Genomic DNA, 19,521 nt, shown 5'->3' with positions numbered 1-19,521 from the left:
GTGCCTGCCTTGCTTTTTAGCGTCCGGAACTATTTGGCGGTCACGACGTACGGCGACGCCTCCTCAGGCGCAGCCACGGGCGCCGCTGCGGTTTCGGTCTTGCGCTCCTTGAGGAAGTAGACCAGCGCGGCGGCGATTGTTGATGCCGCGGCGAGGGCGAAGAGCCCCGGGATGACGCTGCCGGTCTGTTCCTTGATGATGCCGAATCCGAACGGGGCCACGAAGCCGCCGAGGTTGCCCAGGGAGTTGATGATGGCGATGGCCGGCGCCAGGATGACGGGGTGCAGGCCTGACTGGGGGATGGTCCAGAACAGCGGTGACGCGCTCTTGAATCCCATGGCAGCGATGGCCAGGAACACCAGAGCCAGTACGGGGGTGGCGACGGCGGCCGCGAGGGTGCCGACGGCGGCGACCAGGAGCGCAGCCACGAGCAGGGGCCGCTTGGATTTGGCTTTGTCCTGCCACTTGGCGGCGAAATACATGGCGATCACGGCGCAGACCCAGGGGATGGCGGAGAGGAATCCAACGCTCAGGTCCGTGGTCCCGGGGATCTGCTTGACGATGCTGGGCAGCCAGAACGTGTTGGCGTAGATGGAGAGCTGCACGGCGAAGTAGATGCCGCAGAGAAGGAGAATCTGCGGGTTCAAGAGCATCTTCCAGCGGTTGATATTCCCGGTCGTGGCGGTGGCGTGCTGGGCGTCCTCCTCCGAAATGGCCGCGGTGAGAGCAAACTTTTCGCCCGCCGTCAGCCATTTGGCGTCCTCGATTTTGGCGTCAAGGACGAAGAACACGGCGATGCCGACAACCACGGACATCAATCCTTCGAAGCCGAAGAGCCACTGCCAGCCGCGGAGCCCCAGGACGTCGTGGAGGCTGAGCAGCATTCCGGCGATCGGGCCGGAGAGCGCGGCGGCAACCGAGGAGCCGGCGATGAAGATCGCCGTTGCCTTGCCCCGCTGCCCGGCGGGCACCCAGCGGGCGAAGTAGAAGATGACGGCGGGGAAGAACCCGGCTTCCGCGGCGCCCAGCAGGAACCGCAAGGCGTAGAACATGGTCTCGTTCTGCACAAATACCATCAGGAAGGAGACGATGCCCCAGCTGACCATGATCCGGGCCAGCCAGACCTTGGCACCGTACTTCTCCATCATCACATTGCTGGGCAGTTCGAAGATTGCGTACGCGATGAAGAACAGCCCGGCCCCGAAACCGTAGGCGGCAGCGCCGATGCCGACGTCGGCCTGCAGGTGCTCCTGGGCGTAGCCGATGTTGGACCGGTTGAGCTGGTTGCAGACCAACATGACGAGCATGATGGGCAGCACCCGCTTGAAGAACTTTTTCGTGGCAAAGACCACGTCCGTGACAGCGTTGTCTACAGACTGCATGGAGATTTCCTTTGAATTGGCGAAGCTGGTCGGCCGGGGCGGGCAGTTGATGTGGCCCTCACCACAGCGATTCTTCACCTTATTCGGCGGCGGTAATGCCCGTCCAACACATAATTTGCATCGCTGGATACCTTGAGGGACTGGATGTCTCCGCTGGGGCCAGAGGCCAGGGTCAGCCGCTGCCGGGAGCGGCTGCACGCAGCCGGCGTCGGGAGTTTGCCAAATGGCTGCGCATTGCCGCCGACGACGACGGGCCGTCGCCCTCCGCGATGGCGGCGACGATTGATTGGTGCTCCTGCACCACCTGATCGAAGTGCTCGCGCGCATCGTGCTCGCCCCCGCCCACTAGGCGGGCGCGGGGCATCGCGATCATGGTCTGCCCCAGGGATGCGAGGCAGTCGGAGTAGAAGGGATTTCCTGAGGCTGCGGCAATGGCCCGGTGGAACTCGTAGTCAGCTTTCATGGCGTGTGCGGGGTGCGCGGCGCTGTCCGTGAACTCGGCAAAGGCCTTCTGCACAGCCTTCAACTGCCGGTCTGTGTGGTTTCGGGCGGCGAGGGCGGCGGCCTCGGACTCCACTGCGATGCGGAACTCTATCTGCCACAGGCGGTCTTCCAGGCTGGCCACGGGGCGGCTCCCGGCGGATTGCTGCTGTCCGTCCGGTGGCGGGGTCAGCGCGAAGCTGCCCCGCCCTCGTTCGGTTTCCACTAGTCCCTCAGCCTGCAGCCGGGTCAGGGCAGAGCGGACGACGGTCCGGCTGACGCCGAATTCGCTGATCAGGGTGTTTTCGCTGGGCAGCTTCGCGCCCGGCTGAATATCGCCGTCGACGATGCGGCGGCGAAGATCGCTTGCGAGGTCCGCGGTCAGGTTTCGGGTCATGGCTTCAAGGTTACTTGCCGAATTCCACTGACTCTGTGGTCCAGGCGCGGGCCTGCTCGCTGAGGGAGATGCCGAGCCCGGGGCGGTCCGGGACCAGCATGCGGCCGTTCTTGGTTTCGAGGCGCTCGTTGAAGAGCGGATCGAGCCAGTCGAAGTGCTCTACCCACGGTTCGCGCGGGTAGGCGGCGGCGAGGTGGAGGTGGATTTCCATGGCGAAGTGCGGGGCGAGGCCGAGCCCGCGCTCGTCGGCCAGGGCGGCGAGGCGCAGGAACTGGGTGATGCCTCCGACGCGCGGCGCATCGGGCTGGATGATGTCGCAGCCGTTGGCGTTGATCAGTCCCTTGTGCTCCGCGACCGAGGCCAGCATTTCGCCCGTGGCGATAGGGGTGTCCAGGGCGCGGGCGAGGTCCGCGTGGCCTTCGAAGTCGTAGGCGTCGAGCGGTTCCTCGATCCAGACGAGGTTGAATTCCTCCAGCCGGCGGCCCATCCGCAGGGCGGTTGCGCGGTCCCACTGCTGGTTGGCGTCGACCATAAGGGGAACGTCCCAGCCGATGTGCTCGCGGATGCCGGCGACGCGGCGCAGGTCCTCGGCGGTGTCCGGCAGGCCGACCTTGATCTTGATGCCGCCGATGCCTTCGTCCAGGAGGACGGTGGCGCGGGCCTTGACCTCGTCCAGGGTGGCGTTCAGGAAGCCGCCCGAGGTGTTGTAGGTCTGGACTGAGTCCCGGTAGGAGCCCAGGAACTTGGCCAGCGGCAGGCCGGCGCGCTTGGCCTTGAGATCGTAAAGCGCGATGTCGATTGCGGCCAACGCCTGGGTGGCCACGCCGGAGCGGCCGACGGAGGCCCCGGCCCACAGCAGCTTGGTGTAGAGCTTGCCGATGTCGTTGGGGTCTTCACCGATGATGCCTTCGGCGACTTCCTTGGCGTGCGCGTACTGGGCCGGGCCGCCTGCGCGCTTGGAGTAGCTGAAGCCGATTCCGCTGTGTCCCTGTTCAGTGGTGATTTCGGCGAATAGGAACACGACCTCGGTCATGGGCTTCTGGCGTCCGGTGAACACTTTCGCGTCGCTGATCGGAACGGCGAGCGGAAGCCTCGCCGTGGACAGCTTTACGTGGCGGATGAGATCAACGCTGGTCATGGTTCTCCCTGAAGTTCCTGCGAGGCAACTCCGCCCCGCTCAACTTAGGTTACAAGTAACTTACTTGTATAACAAGTGTCGGTTTCCGTGGTTCGCCGCAATCAGCCAAGCAGCCAGGCGATGACCAGCAAGGAGCCTGCGCAGAGCAGAGTCGTGCACAGGATGACGTCCCGGGCCACGATCACGCCGCGGCGGTACGGGGATGCGAAGAGGAAGACATTCTGGGCTGTGGGCAGCGCCCCCATGATCACGATGGCCAGCAGATGCTGCCCCTCGAGGCCGAAGACGAAGCGGCCCAGGGCCCAGACGATCACGGGCATGCCGGCGATCTTCAGGGAGGTGGCGACGAGCGATTCGGTGCGCCCGTCGCCCTTTTGCAGCGGGGCCCTGCCTGCCAGGGATAGTCCGAAGGCCAGCAGCACCATGGGGACGGCGCCGCCGGCGAGCATGTCGACGGGTTTCAGCAGCAGTTCTGGAACTGTCCAGCCGGTCACTGCGATGACTGCGCCCAGGCCGGAGGCGATGATCATGGGGTTGGCGAACGGCTGGAGCAGCAGTCTCTGCCAGGAGATCTTCGACCCCGAGGCGAGGCCCAGTACGGTCAAATAGACCGGTGCGAGGACGAGGATCTGCGCCAACAGGACGGGAGCCACGTGCTGGGCCGTTCCCACAGCGTAGAGGGAGACGGGAATCCCGATGTTGTTGGCGTTCGCGTAGCTGCTGGCCATCGCGCCGACGGCTGTCTCCGCCACCGGCCGGCGGAAGAACAGGAAACTCAGCAGCGAATAGAGCAGCCCCACTGCCGCCGCGGAGAGCAGCGCCAGCGGGGCATCAGTTCCGAGCGCGGCGCGGATATCGCTTCCGGCCACCACCGTGAACAACAGCGCCGGGTTGGTGACGTAGTAGGCGGTGCGGGTCAGGGCGCCCTGGACTTCCGGTCCGAGGATCCGCAGCCGGGCCGCGAGATATCCGACGGCGATGACGGAGGCGACAATCAGTATGCCGGTGAGAACGCCGCCCAAGTGTGGTCCTTCGTGTCATGTGCCTGCCGCCAAGGGAGCCGGAGGTGGGGTTATCCCTAGCGAACAATCCCTATCGAACGAGGCAGGGCCGCTTGGGGTCAAAGGACCAGCCGTCAATGTAGTACTGCATGCCGATGCTGTCGTCGCGGGCGTCGAGGCCGTGTTCCAGATACAGCTGGTGTGCCTTGTCCAGGGCGTCGCGGTCCAGCTCGATGCCGAGGCCGGGAGCGTCAGGAACCTTGATCGCACCGTCCTTGATCTGCAGCGGGTCCTTGGTGAGCCCCTGGCCGTCCTGCCAGATCCAGTGGGTGTCCAGCGCCGTGATCTCGCCTGGGGCGGCTGCCCCGGTGTGGGTGAACATTGCGAGCGAGATGTCGAAGTGGTTGTTCGAGTGCGATCCCCAGGTCAGGCCGAATTCGGCGCACATCTGCGCCACCCGGACGGAGCCGTGCATGGTCCAGAAATGCGGGTCCGCCAACGGAATGTCGACGGCGTTGCTGCGGATGGCGTGGGACATTTCGCGCCAGTCCGTGGCGATCATGTTCGTGGCGGTCTTCAGCCCGGTGGCACGGCGGAATTCAGCCATGACCTCGCGTCCGGAGAAGCGGCCTTCCGCGCCGCAGGGGTCTTCGGCGTACGCCACCACGCCCTGCATGCGTTTGCCCAGGCGGATGGCTTCGTCAAGGAGCCAGGCGCCGTTGGGATCAAGGGTGATCCGGGCCTCCGGGAAGCGCTTGGCCAGGGCGGTCACCACATCCACCTCGGCGTCGCCGGAGAGCACGCCGCCCTTGAGCTTGAAGTCGCTGAAGCCGTACCGTTCCTGGGCTGCTTCGGCCAGGGCCACCACGGCCTCGGGCGTCATGGCTTCGTGTCGGCGGAGCTTTTCCCACCGGTCTGCCGGTGCGTCCTCCACCAGGTATGGCAAATCCGTCCGACCGGGGTCGCCGATGAAGAACAGATAGCCAAGCATGGGCACCGAGCTGCGCTGCTGGCCGTCGCCGAGCAATTCCGCGACCGGAACTTCGAGGAACTGTCCGTGCAGGTCAAGGAGGGCGGATTCGACGGCGGTGACGGCATGGACGGTGGTGCGCAGGTCAAAGGTCTGCAGGCCGCGGCCGCCGGCGTCGCGGTCGGCGAACTTCGCCGCGACGTCCCGCAGCAGGGAGCGGTAGCGGGCCACCGGCTGTCCGGCCAGGAAGGCGCCGGCCTCCTCGATGGTGGCGCGGATCTTCTCCCCGCCCGGCACTTCGCCGAGGCCGGTGCGCCCGTCCGAATCGGTGATGAGCACGATGTTGCGGGTGAAGAATGGGCCGTGCGCGCCGCTGAGGTTCATCAGCATGCTGTCGTGCCCGGCGACCGGGACCACTTCAACGTGGGCGATGGTGGGCTGCGTGCTCACGCGTTGACCTCTGCTTTCTCTGTTGCTGCCTCTTCTGCTCCGGCGATATGAACGACGCCGTCGATCCGGCGGTTCAGCCGCCAGGGGTTCGGATCCTGCAGCGGCGCCGGGAGCAGTTCCTGGGGCAGGTTCTGGTAGGCGACGGGCCGCAGGAACCGGTTGATCGCCAGCGTGCCCACGGAGGTGGTTCGAGTGTCCGATGTGGCGGGGAACGGGCCGCCGTGCACCATGGCGTGGCCTACTTCGACGCCGGTCGGCCAGCCGTTGACAATAATCCGGCCGACCTTCTGCTCCAGTGCGGGGATGAGCGGAGCCGCTGCCGGGTAGTCCGCCTCGGTCAGCTGCAGGGATGCCGTGAGCTGGCCTTCGAGCCGGGTGGCGGCGTCAACGAGTTCCTCGGTGGTGGAGTAACGGATCACCAGGCTGGCGGCGCCGAAGATTTCCTGGTGGAGCACGGGGTTGGACACGAACTCGGCGACGCTGGTGCCGAAGATTGCGGGGGCGGGGGCGTTCTTCGTCGCCCCTTCGGCGCCTTGCCCGACGACGCTGACGTTCTCGGCGGAGCCCAGCGCTTCGGCGCCGGCGTTCCAGGACCCGGCGATGCCTGCGGTCAGCATGGTCTGCCCGGCGCAGGAGGACACGGCCCGGCCGACCGCGGCGGCAAAGGCGTCGCCGGCCGCACCGGCAGGGGCGAACAGGAGACCGGGGGAGGTGCACAGCTGCCCGGAGCTGCCGGTGACGGCGGTGACGTACTGCCGCGCCAGGGCATCCACGTCGCCTTCGAGGGCGCCGGGGAAGACGAAGACCGGGTTGAGCGAAGACATTTCCGCATAGACCGGAATGGGCTCCGGCCGGGCAGCTGCGGTGCGCATCAGGGCGATGCCGGCGGACTGCGAGCCCGTGAAGCCGACTGCCTTGATGGCCGGATCGGCGACGAGGGCCTGGCCGATGCTGCTGCCCGGGCCGTAGATCAGCGAGAACACGCCGGGGTGCAGCCCGGTGTCGCGGACGGCCGTGGCGATGGCCTGACCGACGAGTTCGCCGGTGCCGGGGTGCGCATTGTGGGCCTTGAACACCACGGGGCAGCCGGCGGCGAGGGCGGAGGCGGTGTCGCCGCCCGCCGTCGAGAACGCCAGCGGGAAGTTGCTGGCACCAAACACGGCGACGGGACCGAGCGGGATCTGCCGCTGGCGGATGTCGGCGCGCGGCAGGGGGGCGCGGTCCGGCAACGCCGGGTCGATCCGGACGCCGCGGAAGTCACCTTGGCGGACGACGCCGGCGAAAAGCCGGAGCTGGCCGGTGGTGCGCGCTCGCTCGCCCTGCAGCCTCGCGGCCGGCAGCCCGGTCTCGAGGCCCGCGCGGGTGACGAGTTCCTCGCCGATCGCCTCGATGTTCTCGGCAATGGCCTCCAGGAACCGGGCGTGGGTTTCCGGGTCGAGCGTACTGAAGGAGGGGTAGGCCGCGGCGGCCGCAGCGGTGGCGTCCTTCAGCTGGTCCTCGGTGAGCAGCGTGTAGCCGGGCTCGAGCTGGGAGTTGGTGGCAGGATTGAAGGCGTATGCCGTCTTGCCGTCACCGGCGACGGCCTGGCCGGCAATGAGTGAGCGTCCGGTGAGTGTCACGGTGCATCCTCCTAGGAAACGGTGGCGATGAGGGACTTGAGGTCTGCGAGGTCCTGGGGCGCCAGGTTCTGCAGCGGCGGACGGACTCCGCCGGCGGAGCGGCCGATCGCGTCGAGGCCACCTTTGACGATCGAGACAGAGTAGCCCTTTACCCGGTCGCGGATGTCGAGGTACGGGATCACGAACTCGTTGAGCTTCTTGTTGACGGCAACCCGGTCTTGATTGCGGACGTCCTGGTAGAAGTCCAGGGCAAACTGGGGCACGAAGTTGTACATGGCGCTGGAGTAGGTGCTCATGCCCAGCTGCAGCAGCGGGAGGGCGAAGGTCTCCGCCGTCGGGAGGCCGCCGAGGTAGAACAGGCGATCGCCCAGCTTGGCGTACACGCGGGCATCGTGCTCGAGGTCGCCGACGCCGTCCTTGAAGCCGATCAGGTTCTCGTGACGCTCGGCCAGGGTGGCGACCGTGGTGTCCTTGTAGATCGCGTTCGCACGGTTGTAGATGATGACGCCGAGGGAGGTGGACCGGCAGATGGCGCTGACGTGTTCGATCAGGCCGCCCTGGTCTGCTTCGGTGAGGTAGGGCGGCAGCAGCAGGATGCCTTCGGCGCCGGCGGCTTCCGCGGCGCGCGCGTTCTCGACGGCCTGGGCGGTGGAGCCGCCGGCGGAGGCCAGGACGGGGACGATGCCGCCGACTTCCTCGACGGCGGCACGGACAACGCGCTCGGACTCGGACGGGGTCAGCGAGAAGCCCTCACCGGTTCCGCCGGCCGCGAAGAGTCCGGCCACGGGGAAGCTGGCCTGCCAGGCGAGGTGCTTGCGGTAGTTCTCCTCGTCGAACTGCAGCTGTGCGTCGAACGAGGTGACGGGGAAGGAGAGCAGCCCGTCCTTGAGGACGTTCGCCAGTTCCTGGGGTGTGTATTTTGCCACGGTGTGGTCCTCCGGGTATGCGCCAAGTCGGCGGGGAAGTGCGGTTCCCCTTCAGACTAGGTTTGGTGCCTCATGCCTGTCCAAGTGCATTATTGAATGCATTGATACCTTGAGTGCATTGCCATGCTGCTAGTCCAGCTGGAAGTCCAGGCTGCCGAGAAGCCGTGACAGGGCGGGATTGCTCACTTTCCGGCTCCAGATGGCATGGAGCTCCACGGGTTCGCCGTGGCTGCTGGCCAGCGGGAGGAATTCGACCCCCTGGATGCCCAGCGCTGTGGCGGACCGGGGCACAAAGGCGACGCCGCGTTTGGCCGCCACCAGCGAGACCATGGTGAGGATCTGGCTTACGGTGTGGACCACGTTGCCGTGCTGCACCGGCAGCATGCGGATCACGAGGTCGTAGAAGTACCGGGCCTGCAGAGGCGAATGCATGATGAGGGCCTCATCCTTGAGGTCGTCGTTCCCTACAACGCCGCCGCGGCGGGCCAGGGGGTGGCCGGCCGGAACCGCCACCATCATGGATTCGCGGTACAGGAGCCGCGAGTCGAAGACTTCCTTATCGAAGGGCGGGCGTGCCAGCCCCAGGTCCAGTTCTCCCGTTTCAAGGGCCTGGATCTGTTCGCCGGTCACCAGTTCCTGCAGGTCGACGTCGACGTCGGGGAGGATCGCCGAAATCTCTTCGAGGAGCGGCCCCAAGATACTGAACCCGCTGGCGGCGGTGAAACCGATTCGCAGAAGGCCGGAGCGGCCCGACGCGATGCGGCGGGCGGTGACAGGGGCGCGTTCCGCGAGGGCCAACAACCGCCTGGCTTCCTCCAGGAAGGCGGTTCCGGCCGGGGTGAGCTGGACCTTTCGGTTGTCCCGTTCCAGCAGCTCGGCGCCAACGGCCTTCTCCAGCTTTTGGATCTGCCGGCTCAGCGGAGGCTGGGTCATATTCAGGCGTTCCGCGGCGCGGCCGAAGTGAAGCTCTTCTGCCACCGCGATGAATCCGGCCAGCTGGTCAAAAGTGAACATGATGCCTTTCCGGTATCACTCGATGCATATTTGGGCTTAGACATGCATCATAGCCGCTCCCTACACTCGACACAGCGAACCGGCAGTGACGCGGTTCACATGCTTCCGGGGCACTGGGCCCTGACCATCCATGAGGAGTTTCAATGATGCACTTCCCTTCGCGCCGCACCGTAATTGGAGCGGCATCCGCCGTCACGCTCTTGGCGCTGACGGCTTGCGGCAATGTTGCCGGCGGCAGTAGCGATTCTTCCAAATATCCGAACGGGCCCATAAGCCTCACCGTGGGCCAGGCCGCCGGCGGCAGCACCGACTTGATCGCCCGCGCCATCTCCGAAGGTGCGTCCAAAACCCTCGGCGCCCCGATGCCTGTGGTGAACAAGCCGGGCGCGAACGGCGCCCTGGCCACGAAGGAAGTTGCCGGCAAGCCCGCCGACGGCCAGAACCTCCTGCTAGTCACCGCGTCCCTGATCACGATCACCCCGTTGGCGGTTACCGCGGATGAAGCCGTCAACATCGACGACCTGGACATCATCGCCGGCCTGTCCCAGGACGACTACGTGCTGGTGGCCAGCAAGGCCTCCGGCTTCAACAGCATCAAGGACCTGACCGGAGCCGGGCGCAATATCACCTTCGGCACCACCGGCGTGGGCACCGGCAGCCAGCTGGCACAGACCGTCCTCTTCAAGCAGGCCGGCGTCAAGGGCACCGATGTCCCGTTCGACAGCGGCAAACCCGCCCTCACCGCGGTCCTCGGCAACCAGGTCGAAGTCTCCACCATCCAGCTCGGCGAAGCCATGCCGCAGATCAAGGCCGGAAAGGTCGCACCGCTGCTCGTCTTCTCGGAGGAGCGGAACTCCTTCCTCCCGGACGTGCCCACAGCCAAGGAATCCGGTTACGACGTTCCCGTGGCGCAGTACCGCGCCGTCGCCGCTCCCAAAGGAACCCCCAAGGACGTGAAGGACAAGCTGCTCGCTGCCATCCAGGAGACCTTCAAGTCCGATTCCTACAAGGAATTCAACAAGAAGAACATGCTGACCCCGAAGGAAATCTCCGGCGAGGAAGTCGTCACCCAGTGGAAGGACTACGCCGCTAAGTACAAGGCGCTGGTGGAGAAGTACGACATCAGCCTCAGCGGAACGAAGTGATCCCAGTGTCGTCTTCACCTGCAGTGCCCGCCGGAGGGGGAAGCCGCCCGGCCGCCCCCTCCGGCGGGGACGCCCCCGAAGCTCCTGACGAAGACCTTCTAGAGGACCTCACGCCGGAGCAACTCGCCGCGCAGTGGGAGGACGAGAAGCCTCCTGCCGCCGGAGCGCTGGCAAATGCGGCATCCTCCTTGGTGGTACTCGGCGTCGGCACCGGCGCACTGGTCCTGTCCGTTGCGATGGGCCTCGGCACTCCGGCGGCGCCGGAGCCTGGGCTGTGGCCGTTCATGATCAGCTGCGTCATGGTGGTCCTGGGACTCTTCCAGTTGATCATCGGGCGGCACAACCGGGACGCGGAGAAGTTCACCCGCATGTCCTCCGCACCCCTCACAGGGCTCGTCACCCTCGCCGCCATGGTCGCGCTGATGCCGGCCATCGGTTTTGAACTGCCCGCCCTCGCCCTGTGCGTCATCTGGATGCGCTTCCTCGGCGGCGAAACGTGGCTCACCACCGTGCTGGTGAGCGCGATCGTCGTGGCGGCGTTCTACGGAATCTTCGTCCTTGCGCTCAACACCTCCATTCCCCACCTCTTCTAGGAGAACCCCGTGGATTTTCTAAATCCCGTGATCAACGGATTCGCCGTTGTCCTGGAGCCGAGCAACCTCCTGTACTGCCTGATCGGCGTCGTCATCGGCATGTTAATCGGTGTCCTGCCCGGTCTGGGGCCCGCGGCAACCATCGCCATCCTGCTGCCGCTGACCTACAACGTCGAACCCGTCACCGCCATCATCATGCTCGCGGGCATCTTCTACGGCGCACAGTACGGCGGCACCATCACCTCGGTGCTCCTCCGGCTTCCCGGCGAAGCCTCGTCTGTGGTGACCGTCTTCGACGGCTACCAGATGGCCAAACAGGGGAAGGCCGGCACCGCACTCGGCCTGGCGTCCATCGGCTCGTTCATCGGCGGAACCGCCTCAATCATCGGCCTGACCTTCCTCGCCCCCGTCGTGGCGAGCTTTGCCCTCGACTTCGGCCCGGCAGAATACTCGGCACTCGCACTGCTCGGGATCCTGTTGGTGGCCACCATCAGCAACGGCGCCAAGACCAAGGCACTCATCGCCGCCGCCGTCGGCCTGCTGCTGGCAACAGTCGGCCGGGACATCTTCACCGGCGAAAGCCGCTTCACCTTCGGCAACCTGGAGCTGGCCGACGGAATCGACTTCGTACCGATCGCCATGGGCATCTTCGGCCTGGGCGAAATCCTCTACAACCTCGAAGAGCGGCACCGCGCCGCCAAGGCACCATCCAAGGTCACGAACGTCTGGCCATCCCGGACGGATCTCAAGCAGGCCTCCGGCGCGATCGCCCGCGGTTCGGTCCTCGGGTTCTTCCTCGGCATCCTGCCCGGCGGCGGCGCCACCATCGCATCGATGGCCTCCTATGCCATGGAGAAGAAGCGCGCCAAGCAGCCGGAACGATTCGGCAAAGGGGCGCCCGAGGGCGTCGCTGGACCGGAAACCGCCAACAACGCCGCAGCAACGTCGTCATTCATCCCGCTGCTGACCCTAGGAATCCCGGCTAACGCCACCATGGCCCTGATGTTCGGTGCCTTGCTGATCCAGGGAGTGACGCCGGGCCCGCAGCTGGTGGAGCAGGACCCCGAGCTGTTCTGGGGCGTCGTCAACTCCATGTACATCGGCAACATCCTGCTGCTGATCATGAGCCTGCCCCTCGTCGGAATCTTCGTAAAAATCCTCCGCGTTCGGGCCGCGATCCTGGCCCCGGTCACCGCTCTCATCACACTGCTCGGCGCCTACACCATCAACAACAGCATGTTCGATGTAACGCTCGTCGTGGTGTTCGGGATCGTCGGATACCTGATGAAGAAATTCGGCTTTGAACCCGGTCCACTGGTCCTGGCCTTCGTCCTCGGATCCCTGCTGGAGAGCTCGCTGCGTCGTTCGCTTCTCGTGTTCGGCGGCGATCCCACGGGCTTCTTCACCCGCCCCATCTCCGCGACGCTTCTGATCGTGTTCGTCCTGGTAGCGGTACTCCCGGGCATCCGGTCCATGCTTGCGAAGGGGACGACAGCGCCAAGCGAACAGCCCATCACCACGAAAATCAAGGAGAAGGTATGAGCATCATCGTCGGTTTCGTCCCCACACCGGCAGGGGAGGCCGCCCTGACCGCCGGCATTGCCGAAGCCATGCTCAGGAATGAAGACTTGGTTATCGTCAACTCAGCACGCGAAGGCGCCCTGGTAGATAAGTCCGTTGCAGCCGCCGACGTCCTGGAGCAGGCCGGCCGCCGGGCTACGGAGGCTGGCATCCGGGCAACCGTGGTCCAGCCGCCGTACCGTGACGACCTCGCCGATGAATTCCTTGACGTCGCCCGCGAGGTCAACGCATCCCTGATTGTCATTGGCCTGCGGCACCGCTCACAGGTCGGCAAATTCATCCTGGGCAGCCACGCCCAGCGCATCCTCATGCAGGCGGACCGGCCCGTCCTTGCCGTGAAGGCGGACGGAGCCCTCTCCTAGCCGGCTGTTGCCAGCGGCTCAAACCAGGAGTGGACGGGTCGGACCCCCTACGCGGGTCCGGCCCGTTCGCTTCCGCGCGACAGATCCCGCCCTGGAAGGTGCCAGCACTCTGGCGGAGCGCGGTCGCCCAGCCCCGCCCCCATTCCAAAGTCCGGCTTCCCATGAAAGGGTGTGAGTCCTTATGAAAAAGATCGGGTTTCTGTCCTTCGGCCACTGGGGCGACGTCCCCGGTTCGCGTGTGCGTTCCGCCCGGGACGCGCTCCTTCAGGCGATTGAATTGGCCGTGGCCGCGGAGGAAGCCGGCGTCGACGGCGCGTTCTTCCGGGTCCATCACTTTGCCGAGCAGCAGGCCTCGCCGTTCCCGCTGCTCGCCGCGATTGCCGCGCGCACCTCTCGAATCGAGATGGGCACCGGAGTCATAGACATGCGTTACGAGAACCCGCTCTACATGGCCGAGGAGGCCGCCGCCGTCGACCTCATCAGCGGCGGGCGGCTGCAGCTGGGGGTCAGCCGCGGTTCGCCCGAGACAGTCCTGGCCGGCTTCGAGGCTTTCGGGTACCACCCGGCGGAGGGCGAGTCCAACGCCGACATGGCGCGCCGGCACACGGAGCGGTTTCGGGACGCCATCTCGGGCGCGGGCATGGCCAGAGGCAATCCGCAGGTCAGCGGGCACAGCGGGCTGGTCCCGATTCAGCCCCTGTCTCCGACGCTCCCCGAGCGGATCTGGTGGGGTGCGGGAAACCGCGCCAGCGCCCGGTGGGCGGGACAGCAGGGCATGAACCTCATGTCCTCGACCCTGCTGACGGAGGATACCGGAGTTCCCTTCGACCAACTGCAGGCCGAGCAGATCGAGGGATTCCGGGAGGCCTGGGCAGCGGCCGGCCACCGGCGCACGCCGCGGGTGTCCGTATCGCGAAGCATCATTCCGCTGATCGATGACGAATCGCGACGATATTTCGGGCTGCGCGCGCAGGCCGACGCCCGGGACCAGGTGGGCTACCTCGACGGCGGACTGGCCCGCTTCGGGCGCAGCTACATCGGTGAACCCGACCGCCTCGTGGTGGAGCTCGCCAGGGACGCGGCCGTGGTCGCGGCGGACACGTTGCTCGTCACCGTCCCCAACCAGCTCGGCGTGGACTTCAACGTCCGGCTGCTCGAGTCGATATCCCGCGACCTCCGCCCCGCCTTGGGCTGGGATTGACGACGGCGGCCGGCTCTCCCGCAACGGCCCTACCGCGGTGGACTAGGGGGCGCCACTGCTGGTGGTACCGGGGCCGGCATGGATTGCCGCCGCCACCAGGCGGTCGAAGCTGGCGGTCCCGTTCTCCGGGGGGACCACCGTGAAGACCGCAACCCATTTCTCCTGGGCATGTTTCTCCAGCGTTGACGCCCGGGCCACATGCAGGTTCAACCCGGGCACGCCGCCGACAACGAGCGGAAGCTGCTCGCCGCTCTTGGTCATGTGCCGGAACTGATTGACTGACAGTTGGTCGCCCGGGTTATTCGTGACCTCGGCGAGGGTGTCGTTGATCCTTTTGGTTAGCCCCCGCGTGAAGCGTCTCTGGGCCGAGACCGTGCGCACCGTGAGAAGCGCGGCGAAGAGGAATGTAAACAAAACCATGGCACCGAAACTCCTGAGCATGGGCAGGAAGATCATCAGGAACAGGCACAGGATCAATCCAAAAATGCTGGACATGATGAACTTGAATACGGGGTTTTCGCCTGGTTTCCTTGACCAACGAACGAGGGCGACGGTGTCCTTGCGGGGGTGATCGCGCCGTGAAATTTCCATGATTAGTATCCCTTCACTTCCATGAGCGCTTCGGCCAGGATGATTGCCTCGCGTGCTTCCTTGAGATCGCTCAGCAGACCCATATCGGGAATGGCTCCGGTGGCAACGGTGGAGCCGGCGAGTTCAGAAAAGATGCCGCTCAACTCTTCGCGGTCCTGTGACAGCATCCGGGACGTAGTCAGCTTAATTCTGCTCAGCTCAAGCTCCAGCAGTGCCTTGTCGATGGCCTCGCGCCGCCCTTGCATGACCGCCAGCTTTTCGGTGACGCGCTCGACACGGCCGCGCAGCATCGATTCCATCTTTCCCGCCACGATGTGGAGCTCGCACAGCGCGGTGTAGGACTGCGGGGACCCGGAGTGCGCGGCGAGCTGCTCACTGACGTAATGGCGCCGTCGTGCCCATTTCCGGACGGCGGATTCATAGGGTCCCACCAGCAACGAGACCGCTGCCATCGCCTTGTCCAGCGAGCCGGCCCGCGTGCTCAGGCTGGTTGTGGCGGCGTCCAGCCTCGACAGGAAAGCGTCGTAATTGTCATGCGGCTGGGCGCTATCAGTATTCACGAGCCACTCGCGTGCGGTGTCGCGAACCCCCTCGCCGGAATTTGCCCCCGACTCTCATGGCAAGAGGATAGAGGCTCCGGGCCCAATGGCATAGGGTGCGGCATTGGATCCGAGGCAATTCTGGTCAGTGTCAGCGACACCACGCCCTATAAACACCGGGGAAGCACCGCGTCCGGGGTGTGAAGCGTGTGAAGGGCGCGCGGGGCGTGGACTTCGTCCGGGTCATCGATTCCGGCGGCTTCGGGAAGGCGGCGGCCGGGTAGTAACCGGCGACCTGCAGCATGTAGTTCGCCCACTGCGGGCCGGCGAGCATATAGCCGTCAATGGCCTTGTAGAACTTGCCGTTGACGGTGATGTTCTGGCCGGGCCGCTTCTGGCCTTCCAAGGCATCGCCGAAGAAGGAAGCCGTGGCGAGGCCGGAGGTGTAGCCCACTACCCAGGTGGCGCCGTTGGTGTTGGAGGTGCCCGTCTTGGCCGCGGTCGGAAACCGGGTTTGGACCTTGGGCTTGATGTAAACGCCGGACCCGCGCTTCAGTACGTCCTGCAGCACGGCGTTCACACCGCGAGCGACCTCGGGCTTGATCGCATCACGACAGGCGCTGGTCTCGGCCGGCAGTTTCTTTCCAGCCGCGTCGGTTACTGCCGTAATGGCAATGGGTGTGCAGTATTTGCCGTCGTTGGCGAAGGTGGCAAACGCATTGGCCAGATGGAGCGGGGCCACGCCGATGGCGCCTAGCAGATTGCCGAGCTGGTGCATGTTCACCTGGGCGTTGTCCACGCCGCTGTGGATTCCCGCGGCGTCCACCATTTTCTGGATGCCGCAGAAGTCGAGTTGGGCGGCCTCGGCGAACGTGGCGGTGTTGATGGAGTTGTACAGACCGTAGTCCACGCGCATGCGGCGGTAGTATCCGGCGTCGTTGTTCTTCAGATCGTCTGCTGCGCCGAGGGACTTCTGGCTCGTGCTGTAGGCACCGAGCACCCGGCCGCAGCTTGACCTCCACCGAAACCCTAGGGGATAGGACCGCCGTGAGGCATCCACCATAGCGGCGAGGGATTTGCCCTCGTTGAGCCATTCGGCGAACGTGAACGGTTTCATAGTGGAGCCTGGCTGAAACCCGCCGGCGCCGTTGAGATCGTTGCCGTGGGCATCCTTGGAATCGACGTTGAAGTTCAACTGGGTATCGAATTTTCCGGGCGCTGGGAGAAAGACGGTGTTTTGCGCCATCGCCAGGATCTTGCCGGTTCCGGGCGCGATCGAGACCATCGCGGCCCCCCATTTGTCCGGGTTGGCGCCGGCTGTGGCATCGACCTGCGCCTGCGCGGCCAGTTGGAGCCGGCTGTCCAGGGTGGTGCTGATCGTCAGGCCGCCGCGGAACAGCTTCCGCTCGCGCTCGGCAACATCCGCGCCGTAGGCCAGGTTGTTGAGGATGAGGTGGGAAACGTAATCGCAGAAGTACGGTGCCATTGCTGCGCCGGCGCATCCCTGCCTCCCGGGGGTGATCTTAAGACCCACCGGGGCCGCGACGGCGGCTTTATGTTGCGCTTGCGAGATATCGCCGTGGCTGAGCATCTTGCCGAGAACCTGGTTGCGTCGCTGGACGGCGTTTTTCGGATGGACGTCAGGATTGTAGAGGCTGGGGCTGTTCACGAGGCCAGCCAGCAGGGCAGCCTGCGGCAGGGTGAGGTCCTTGGCAGTGGTGTTGAAGAAGTAGCGGGACGCGGCTTCAATGCCGTAGGCGTCCCGGGCGAAGAACACGATGTTCAGGTACCCCTCAAGGATTTGGTCCTTGGTGAACCTTTTCTCCAATTCGACAGCGAGCTTCATCTCGCGAATCTTGTCGGCCATGTCCTTCTGCCCGTTGAGGACAATTTGATCGCCCCTGTCCGCAGAGACGAGGGATTCATTGAGAACGTTGGTGACGTACTGCTGGGTGAGTGTGGACGCGCCCTGCCTGCCGCCGCCGGTCAGGTTGGACACCAGCGCCCGGAGAATCCCCTGGGGGTCGATGCCGGCGTGTTCGTAGAAGCGGCGGTCCTCGATCGCGACGATGGCGTCCTTGATATACGGGGACATCTGGTCGAGCCTGACCTTCACGCGGTTTTCGGCGTAGAAGGTGGCGATCGGTTTGCCGTCGGCGCTGAGCACCCTGGTTGACTCCGACGGCGGATCCACGGTCAGGTCCGAGGGGAGGTTGTTGAACAATTTGATCGAGTCGCTGACGGCGACGCCGGTCGCGGCCACGGTGGGGACCAAGAGGCTGGCGGCCAGGACGCCGCAGACCGCGCTCGCGGTCAAGAACCAGAACAGCCGCCAAAGGGTCCCGGCCAATAGGGATCCGGTGCTTTTCCTGGGCGCCATGGTCCCGGAACAGGCTAGGTCAGCGAGTCGATGGCGACGGTGATCGCAAGGACGAGCGGGATGTCCTCGCCTTCAGCAACATCGACGCCGTAGGACTCACGCACGCGGAACCATTTTTTGGAGATCGTGGCGACCGTGTGACCGTCGCGCTCGATCTCGTACTCGTGGTCGACGATGTTGCCGTGCGCCTTCATGTCGGCGCCACCCTTCACGTCGATGGCGAAGCGATCCCGGAGCCCGATCAGCGCCTTATGAACCGTCGCGGCGGTGTCGCCGCCGCGCTCGACTTCGATCTTGTCCCGAATCGAGAGCTTGCGCTCCTGGATGCTCGCCACCTCGTTTCCCGAGGCGTCCTCCAAAACGAACGTGTCCCGGATCCGGACCGCCTTCCCATTGACCTTGTAGGCGCGTCTGCCCTGGTCGTCTTCGATCCAGAAGTCATCCCCAATCGACAGCAGTTTCTCGCGCATCTGAAAGCGCTGGCCGATGTGTTCGTCACGCCGGTGCCGTATTAGTCCCATGCCCTGACCATAGGTCCGCTTCGCCGGACGGCGCCTCACCCGAACCGGATGGTCCGGGGCCTCAAGTGGTGCCGGATTGGCTCCAGCGCTGCTCGATCCGGCCAAATTTCCAAACGGCGAGCGCGCTCAGCCAGATGACCACGAAGAGTCCGGCAATGATGTACCCGACGTTTTCCAGCTCCAGCGAGCGGATTGTGGCCGCCGGTCCTGATTCGATTCCCAGCTTGTCCGCCACCAGCCCGAGCAGCATGTTGCCACCGACCACCAGTGCCACCACCACCGAGAGCACCGTGACGGTGAGGTTGTAGAACACTTTGCGGACCGGCTTGAGGAAGGCCCACCCGTAAGCCCTGGACATGAACACGCCGTCGGCGGTATCAAAGATGCTCATTCCGGCGGCGAACAGCACCGGCAGGACCAGGATGGCGTACCAGGGCAAGGAGAGGGCCGCCGAACCAGCTGCGAGTATGAGCAGGGCTATCTGGGACGCGGTGTCGAATCCCAGGCCCATCAGCAGACCGACCGGATAGGCGTGCCATGGCTTGGCGATCCGCCGGATTGCTCCGCCGAGCAGTCGAGCCAGGAAGCCCCGGTTGTTGAGCTGCTGCTCAAGCTCGGCCTCATTCAGTTCGCCGGTCCGCATCCCGCGGAAGACCCGGACGATGCCAATGACCGAAACCAGGTTCATTAGCCCGATCAGGATAAGAAACGTTCCGGCGACGGCGCTTCCCACCAGCCCCAGTGTCTGTATAAGGGCCGAGTCCCCGTTCTGCACGCCGCTGGCCATCGCCCTCACGCCGAGGGCCAGGAGCAGCGCCGCGCCGAAGACGACGGTCGAGTGACCCAGCGAGAACCAAAAGCCCACCCCCAGCGCGGTCTTTCCCTCGCCGACCAGCTTGCGGGTGGTGTTGTCGATTACGGCGATGTGGTCGGCGTCGAACGCGTGCCGCACTCCCAACAGAAAGGCGGTAACGCCCAGCCCGACCCCGTACACGCCGGAGCGGCCCAGGGCGAAGTTCTGCGGAGCCACGGCCAGCGTCAGCACACTCCAGCCGACCACATTGAGCAGGATGACGAAGCCGGTGATGCCCGCGAGATGGAACTTGTCCCGGCGTTCCCAGCGACTGCTCGTTAGTCGCTCCGGCTGCGCCACAGGCAACAAGTTGCTCATAGTTCGTAAGGGTAGGCGCGAGGGGTCGCGCCGCCAAGACCTCGCGGACTGTGCTCGACG

Annotated in this window: 18 protein-coding genes; 5 read left to right on the top strand and 13 right to left on the bottom strand. The window is 65.4% G+C overall.

The annotated features are described in order from the left end of the window. Window positions 1-29: 29 nt before the first annotated feature. From BLS42_RS06485 to BLS42_RS06450, 8 genes are all read right to left on the bottom strand, one after another. The gene (locus BLS42_RS06485) at window positions 30-1,382 is read right to left on the bottom strand and encodes an MFS transporter (protein ID WP_256336302.1); all 1,353 of its coding nucleotides are present in this window, start codon (window positions 1,380-1,382) and stop codon (window positions 30-32) included. 172 nt (window positions 1,383-1,554) lie between these two features. Then, window positions 1,555-2,259, bottom strand: a complete 705-nt coding sequence (locus tag BLS42_RS06480; RefSeq protein ID WP_090578291.1) for a FadR/GntR family transcriptional regulator — start codon at window positions 2,257-2,259, stop codon at window positions 1,555-1,557. A gap of 10 nt (window positions 2,260-2,269) precedes the next feature. Then, window positions 2,270-3,397, bottom strand: coding sequence for an L-talarate/galactarate dehydratase (locus BLS42_RS06475; protein ID WP_090578288.1), 1,128 nt, complete (start codon window positions 3,395-3,397; stop codon window positions 2,270-2,272). Between the two features lie 101 nt (window positions 3,398-3,498). Next, a complete protein-coding gene (locus BLS42_RS06470; protein ID WP_090578285.1) occupies window positions 3,499-4,419 on the bottom strand; it encodes an AEC family transporter in 921 nt (306 codons plus the stop codon). A gap of 70 nt (window positions 4,420-4,489) precedes the next feature. Continuing rightward, window positions 4,490-5,818, bottom strand: a complete 1,329-nt coding sequence (locus BLS42_RS06465) for an enolase C-terminal domain-like protein (protein WP_090578283.1) — start codon at window positions 5,816-5,818, stop codon at window positions 4,490-4,492. Then, window positions 5,815-7,437, bottom strand: a complete 1,623-nt coding sequence (locus BLS42_RS06460) for an aldehyde dehydrogenase (NADP(+)) (protein WP_090578280.1) — start codon at window positions 7,435-7,437, stop codon at window positions 5,815-5,817. The genes BLS42_RS06465 and BLS42_RS06460 overlap by 4 nt, the downstream gene beginning before the upstream one ends. Window positions 7,438-7,448: 11 nt before the next feature. Further along, entirely contained in the window at window positions 7,449-8,363 is a 915-nt protein-coding gene (gene kdgD / locus BLS42_RS06455; protein ID WP_090578278.1) for a 5-dehydro-4-deoxyglucarate dehydratase, read from the bottom strand. 129 nt (window positions 8,364-8,492) lie between these two features. Then, a complete protein-coding gene (locus tag BLS42_RS06450) occupies window positions 8,493-9,377 on the bottom strand; it encodes a LysR family transcriptional regulator (protein ID WP_090578275.1) in 885 nt (294 codons plus the stop codon). Between the two features lie 143 nt (window positions 9,378-9,520). On the opposite strand from BLS42_RS06450, the gene BLS42_RS06445 reads away from it, so the two are divergent. The 5 genes from BLS42_RS06445 to BLS42_RS06425 all read left to right on the top strand — a co-directional run bounded on the left by BLS42_RS06445 (window position 9,521) and on the right by BLS42_RS06425 (window position 14,259). Beyond that, a complete protein-coding gene (locus tag BLS42_RS06445; protein WP_090578273.1) occupies window positions 9,521-10,522 on the top strand; it encodes a Bug family tripartite tricarboxylate transporter substrate binding protein in 1,002 nt (333 codons plus the stop codon). Between the two features lie 5 nt (window positions 10,523-10,527). After that, on the top strand, window positions 10,528-11,115 hold the full coding sequence (locus BLS42_RS06440; RefSeq protein ID WP_176803228.1) for a tripartite tricarboxylate transporter TctB family protein: 588 nt from the start codon (window positions 10,528-10,530) through the stop codon (window positions 11,113-11,115). A gap of 9 nt (window positions 11,116-11,124) precedes the next feature. Next, on the top strand, window positions 11,125-12,657 hold the full coding sequence (locus BLS42_RS06435; protein ID WP_090578267.1) for a tripartite tricarboxylate transporter permease: 1,533 nt from the start codon (window positions 11,125-11,127) through the stop codon (window positions 12,655-12,657). Then, window positions 12,654-13,058, top strand: a complete 405-nt coding sequence (locus tag BLS42_RS06430) for a universal stress protein (RefSeq protein WP_090578264.1) — start codon at window positions 12,654-12,656, stop codon at window positions 13,056-13,058. Before BLS42_RS06435 ends, BLS42_RS06430 begins: the two co-directional genes overlap by 4 nt. Window positions 13,059-13,239: 181 nt before the next feature. Next, window positions 13,240-14,259: an LLM class flavin-dependent oxidoreductase gene (locus BLS42_RS06425; RefSeq protein ID WP_090578261.1), complete on the top strand. Its 1,020-nt coding sequence runs from the start codon at window positions 13,240-13,242 to the stop codon at window positions 14,257-14,259. Between the two features lie 42 nt (window positions 14,260-14,301). On the opposite strand, the gene BLS42_RS06420 is transcribed toward BLS42_RS06425, so the two are convergent. The 5 genes from BLS42_RS06420 to BLS42_RS06400 all read right to left on the bottom strand — a co-directional run bounded on the left by BLS42_RS06420 (window position 14,302) and on the right by BLS42_RS06400 (window position 19,461). Next, complete coding sequence (locus tag BLS42_RS06420) at window positions 14,302-14,850, bottom strand: hypothetical protein (protein ID WP_090578258.1); 549 nt, start codon at window positions 14,848-14,850, stop codon at window positions 14,302-14,304. 2 nt (window positions 14,851-14,852) lie between these two features. Next, window positions 14,853-15,410: a hypothetical protein gene (locus tag BLS42_RS06415; protein WP_090578255.1), complete on the bottom strand. Its 558-nt coding sequence runs from the start codon at window positions 15,408-15,410 to the stop codon at window positions 14,853-14,855. A gap of 130 nt (window positions 15,411-15,540) precedes the next feature. After that, the gene (locus tag BLS42_RS06410; protein ID WP_256336301.1) at window positions 15,541-17,769 is read right to left on the bottom strand and encodes a transglycosylase domain-containing protein; all 2,229 of its coding nucleotides are present in this window, start codon (window positions 17,767-17,769) and stop codon (window positions 15,541-15,543) included. A gap of 14 nt (window positions 17,770-17,783) precedes the next feature. Then, window positions 17,784-18,290, bottom strand: coding sequence for an LURP-one-related/scramblase family protein (locus tag BLS42_RS06405; protein WP_090578252.1), 507 nt, complete (start codon window positions 18,288-18,290; stop codon window positions 17,784-17,786). A 61-nt stretch (window positions 18,291-18,351) separates the two neighbouring features. Then, window positions 18,352-19,461: a Nickel transporter NicT gene (locus BLS42_RS06400; protein ID WP_090578249.1), complete on the bottom strand. Its 1,110-nt coding sequence runs from the start codon at window positions 19,459-19,461 to the stop codon at window positions 18,352-18,354. Window positions 19,462-19,521: the final 60 nt, after the last annotated feature.

This window comes from Arthrobacter sp. ov407 (assembly GCF_900102895.1).
Taxonomy (GTDB): Bacteria; Actinomycetota; Actinomycetes; order Actinomycetales; family Micrococcaceae; genus Arthrobacter.
Note: the sequence above shows the minus strand (reverse complement) of the source record. Positions and strands in the feature narration are given on the sequence as shown.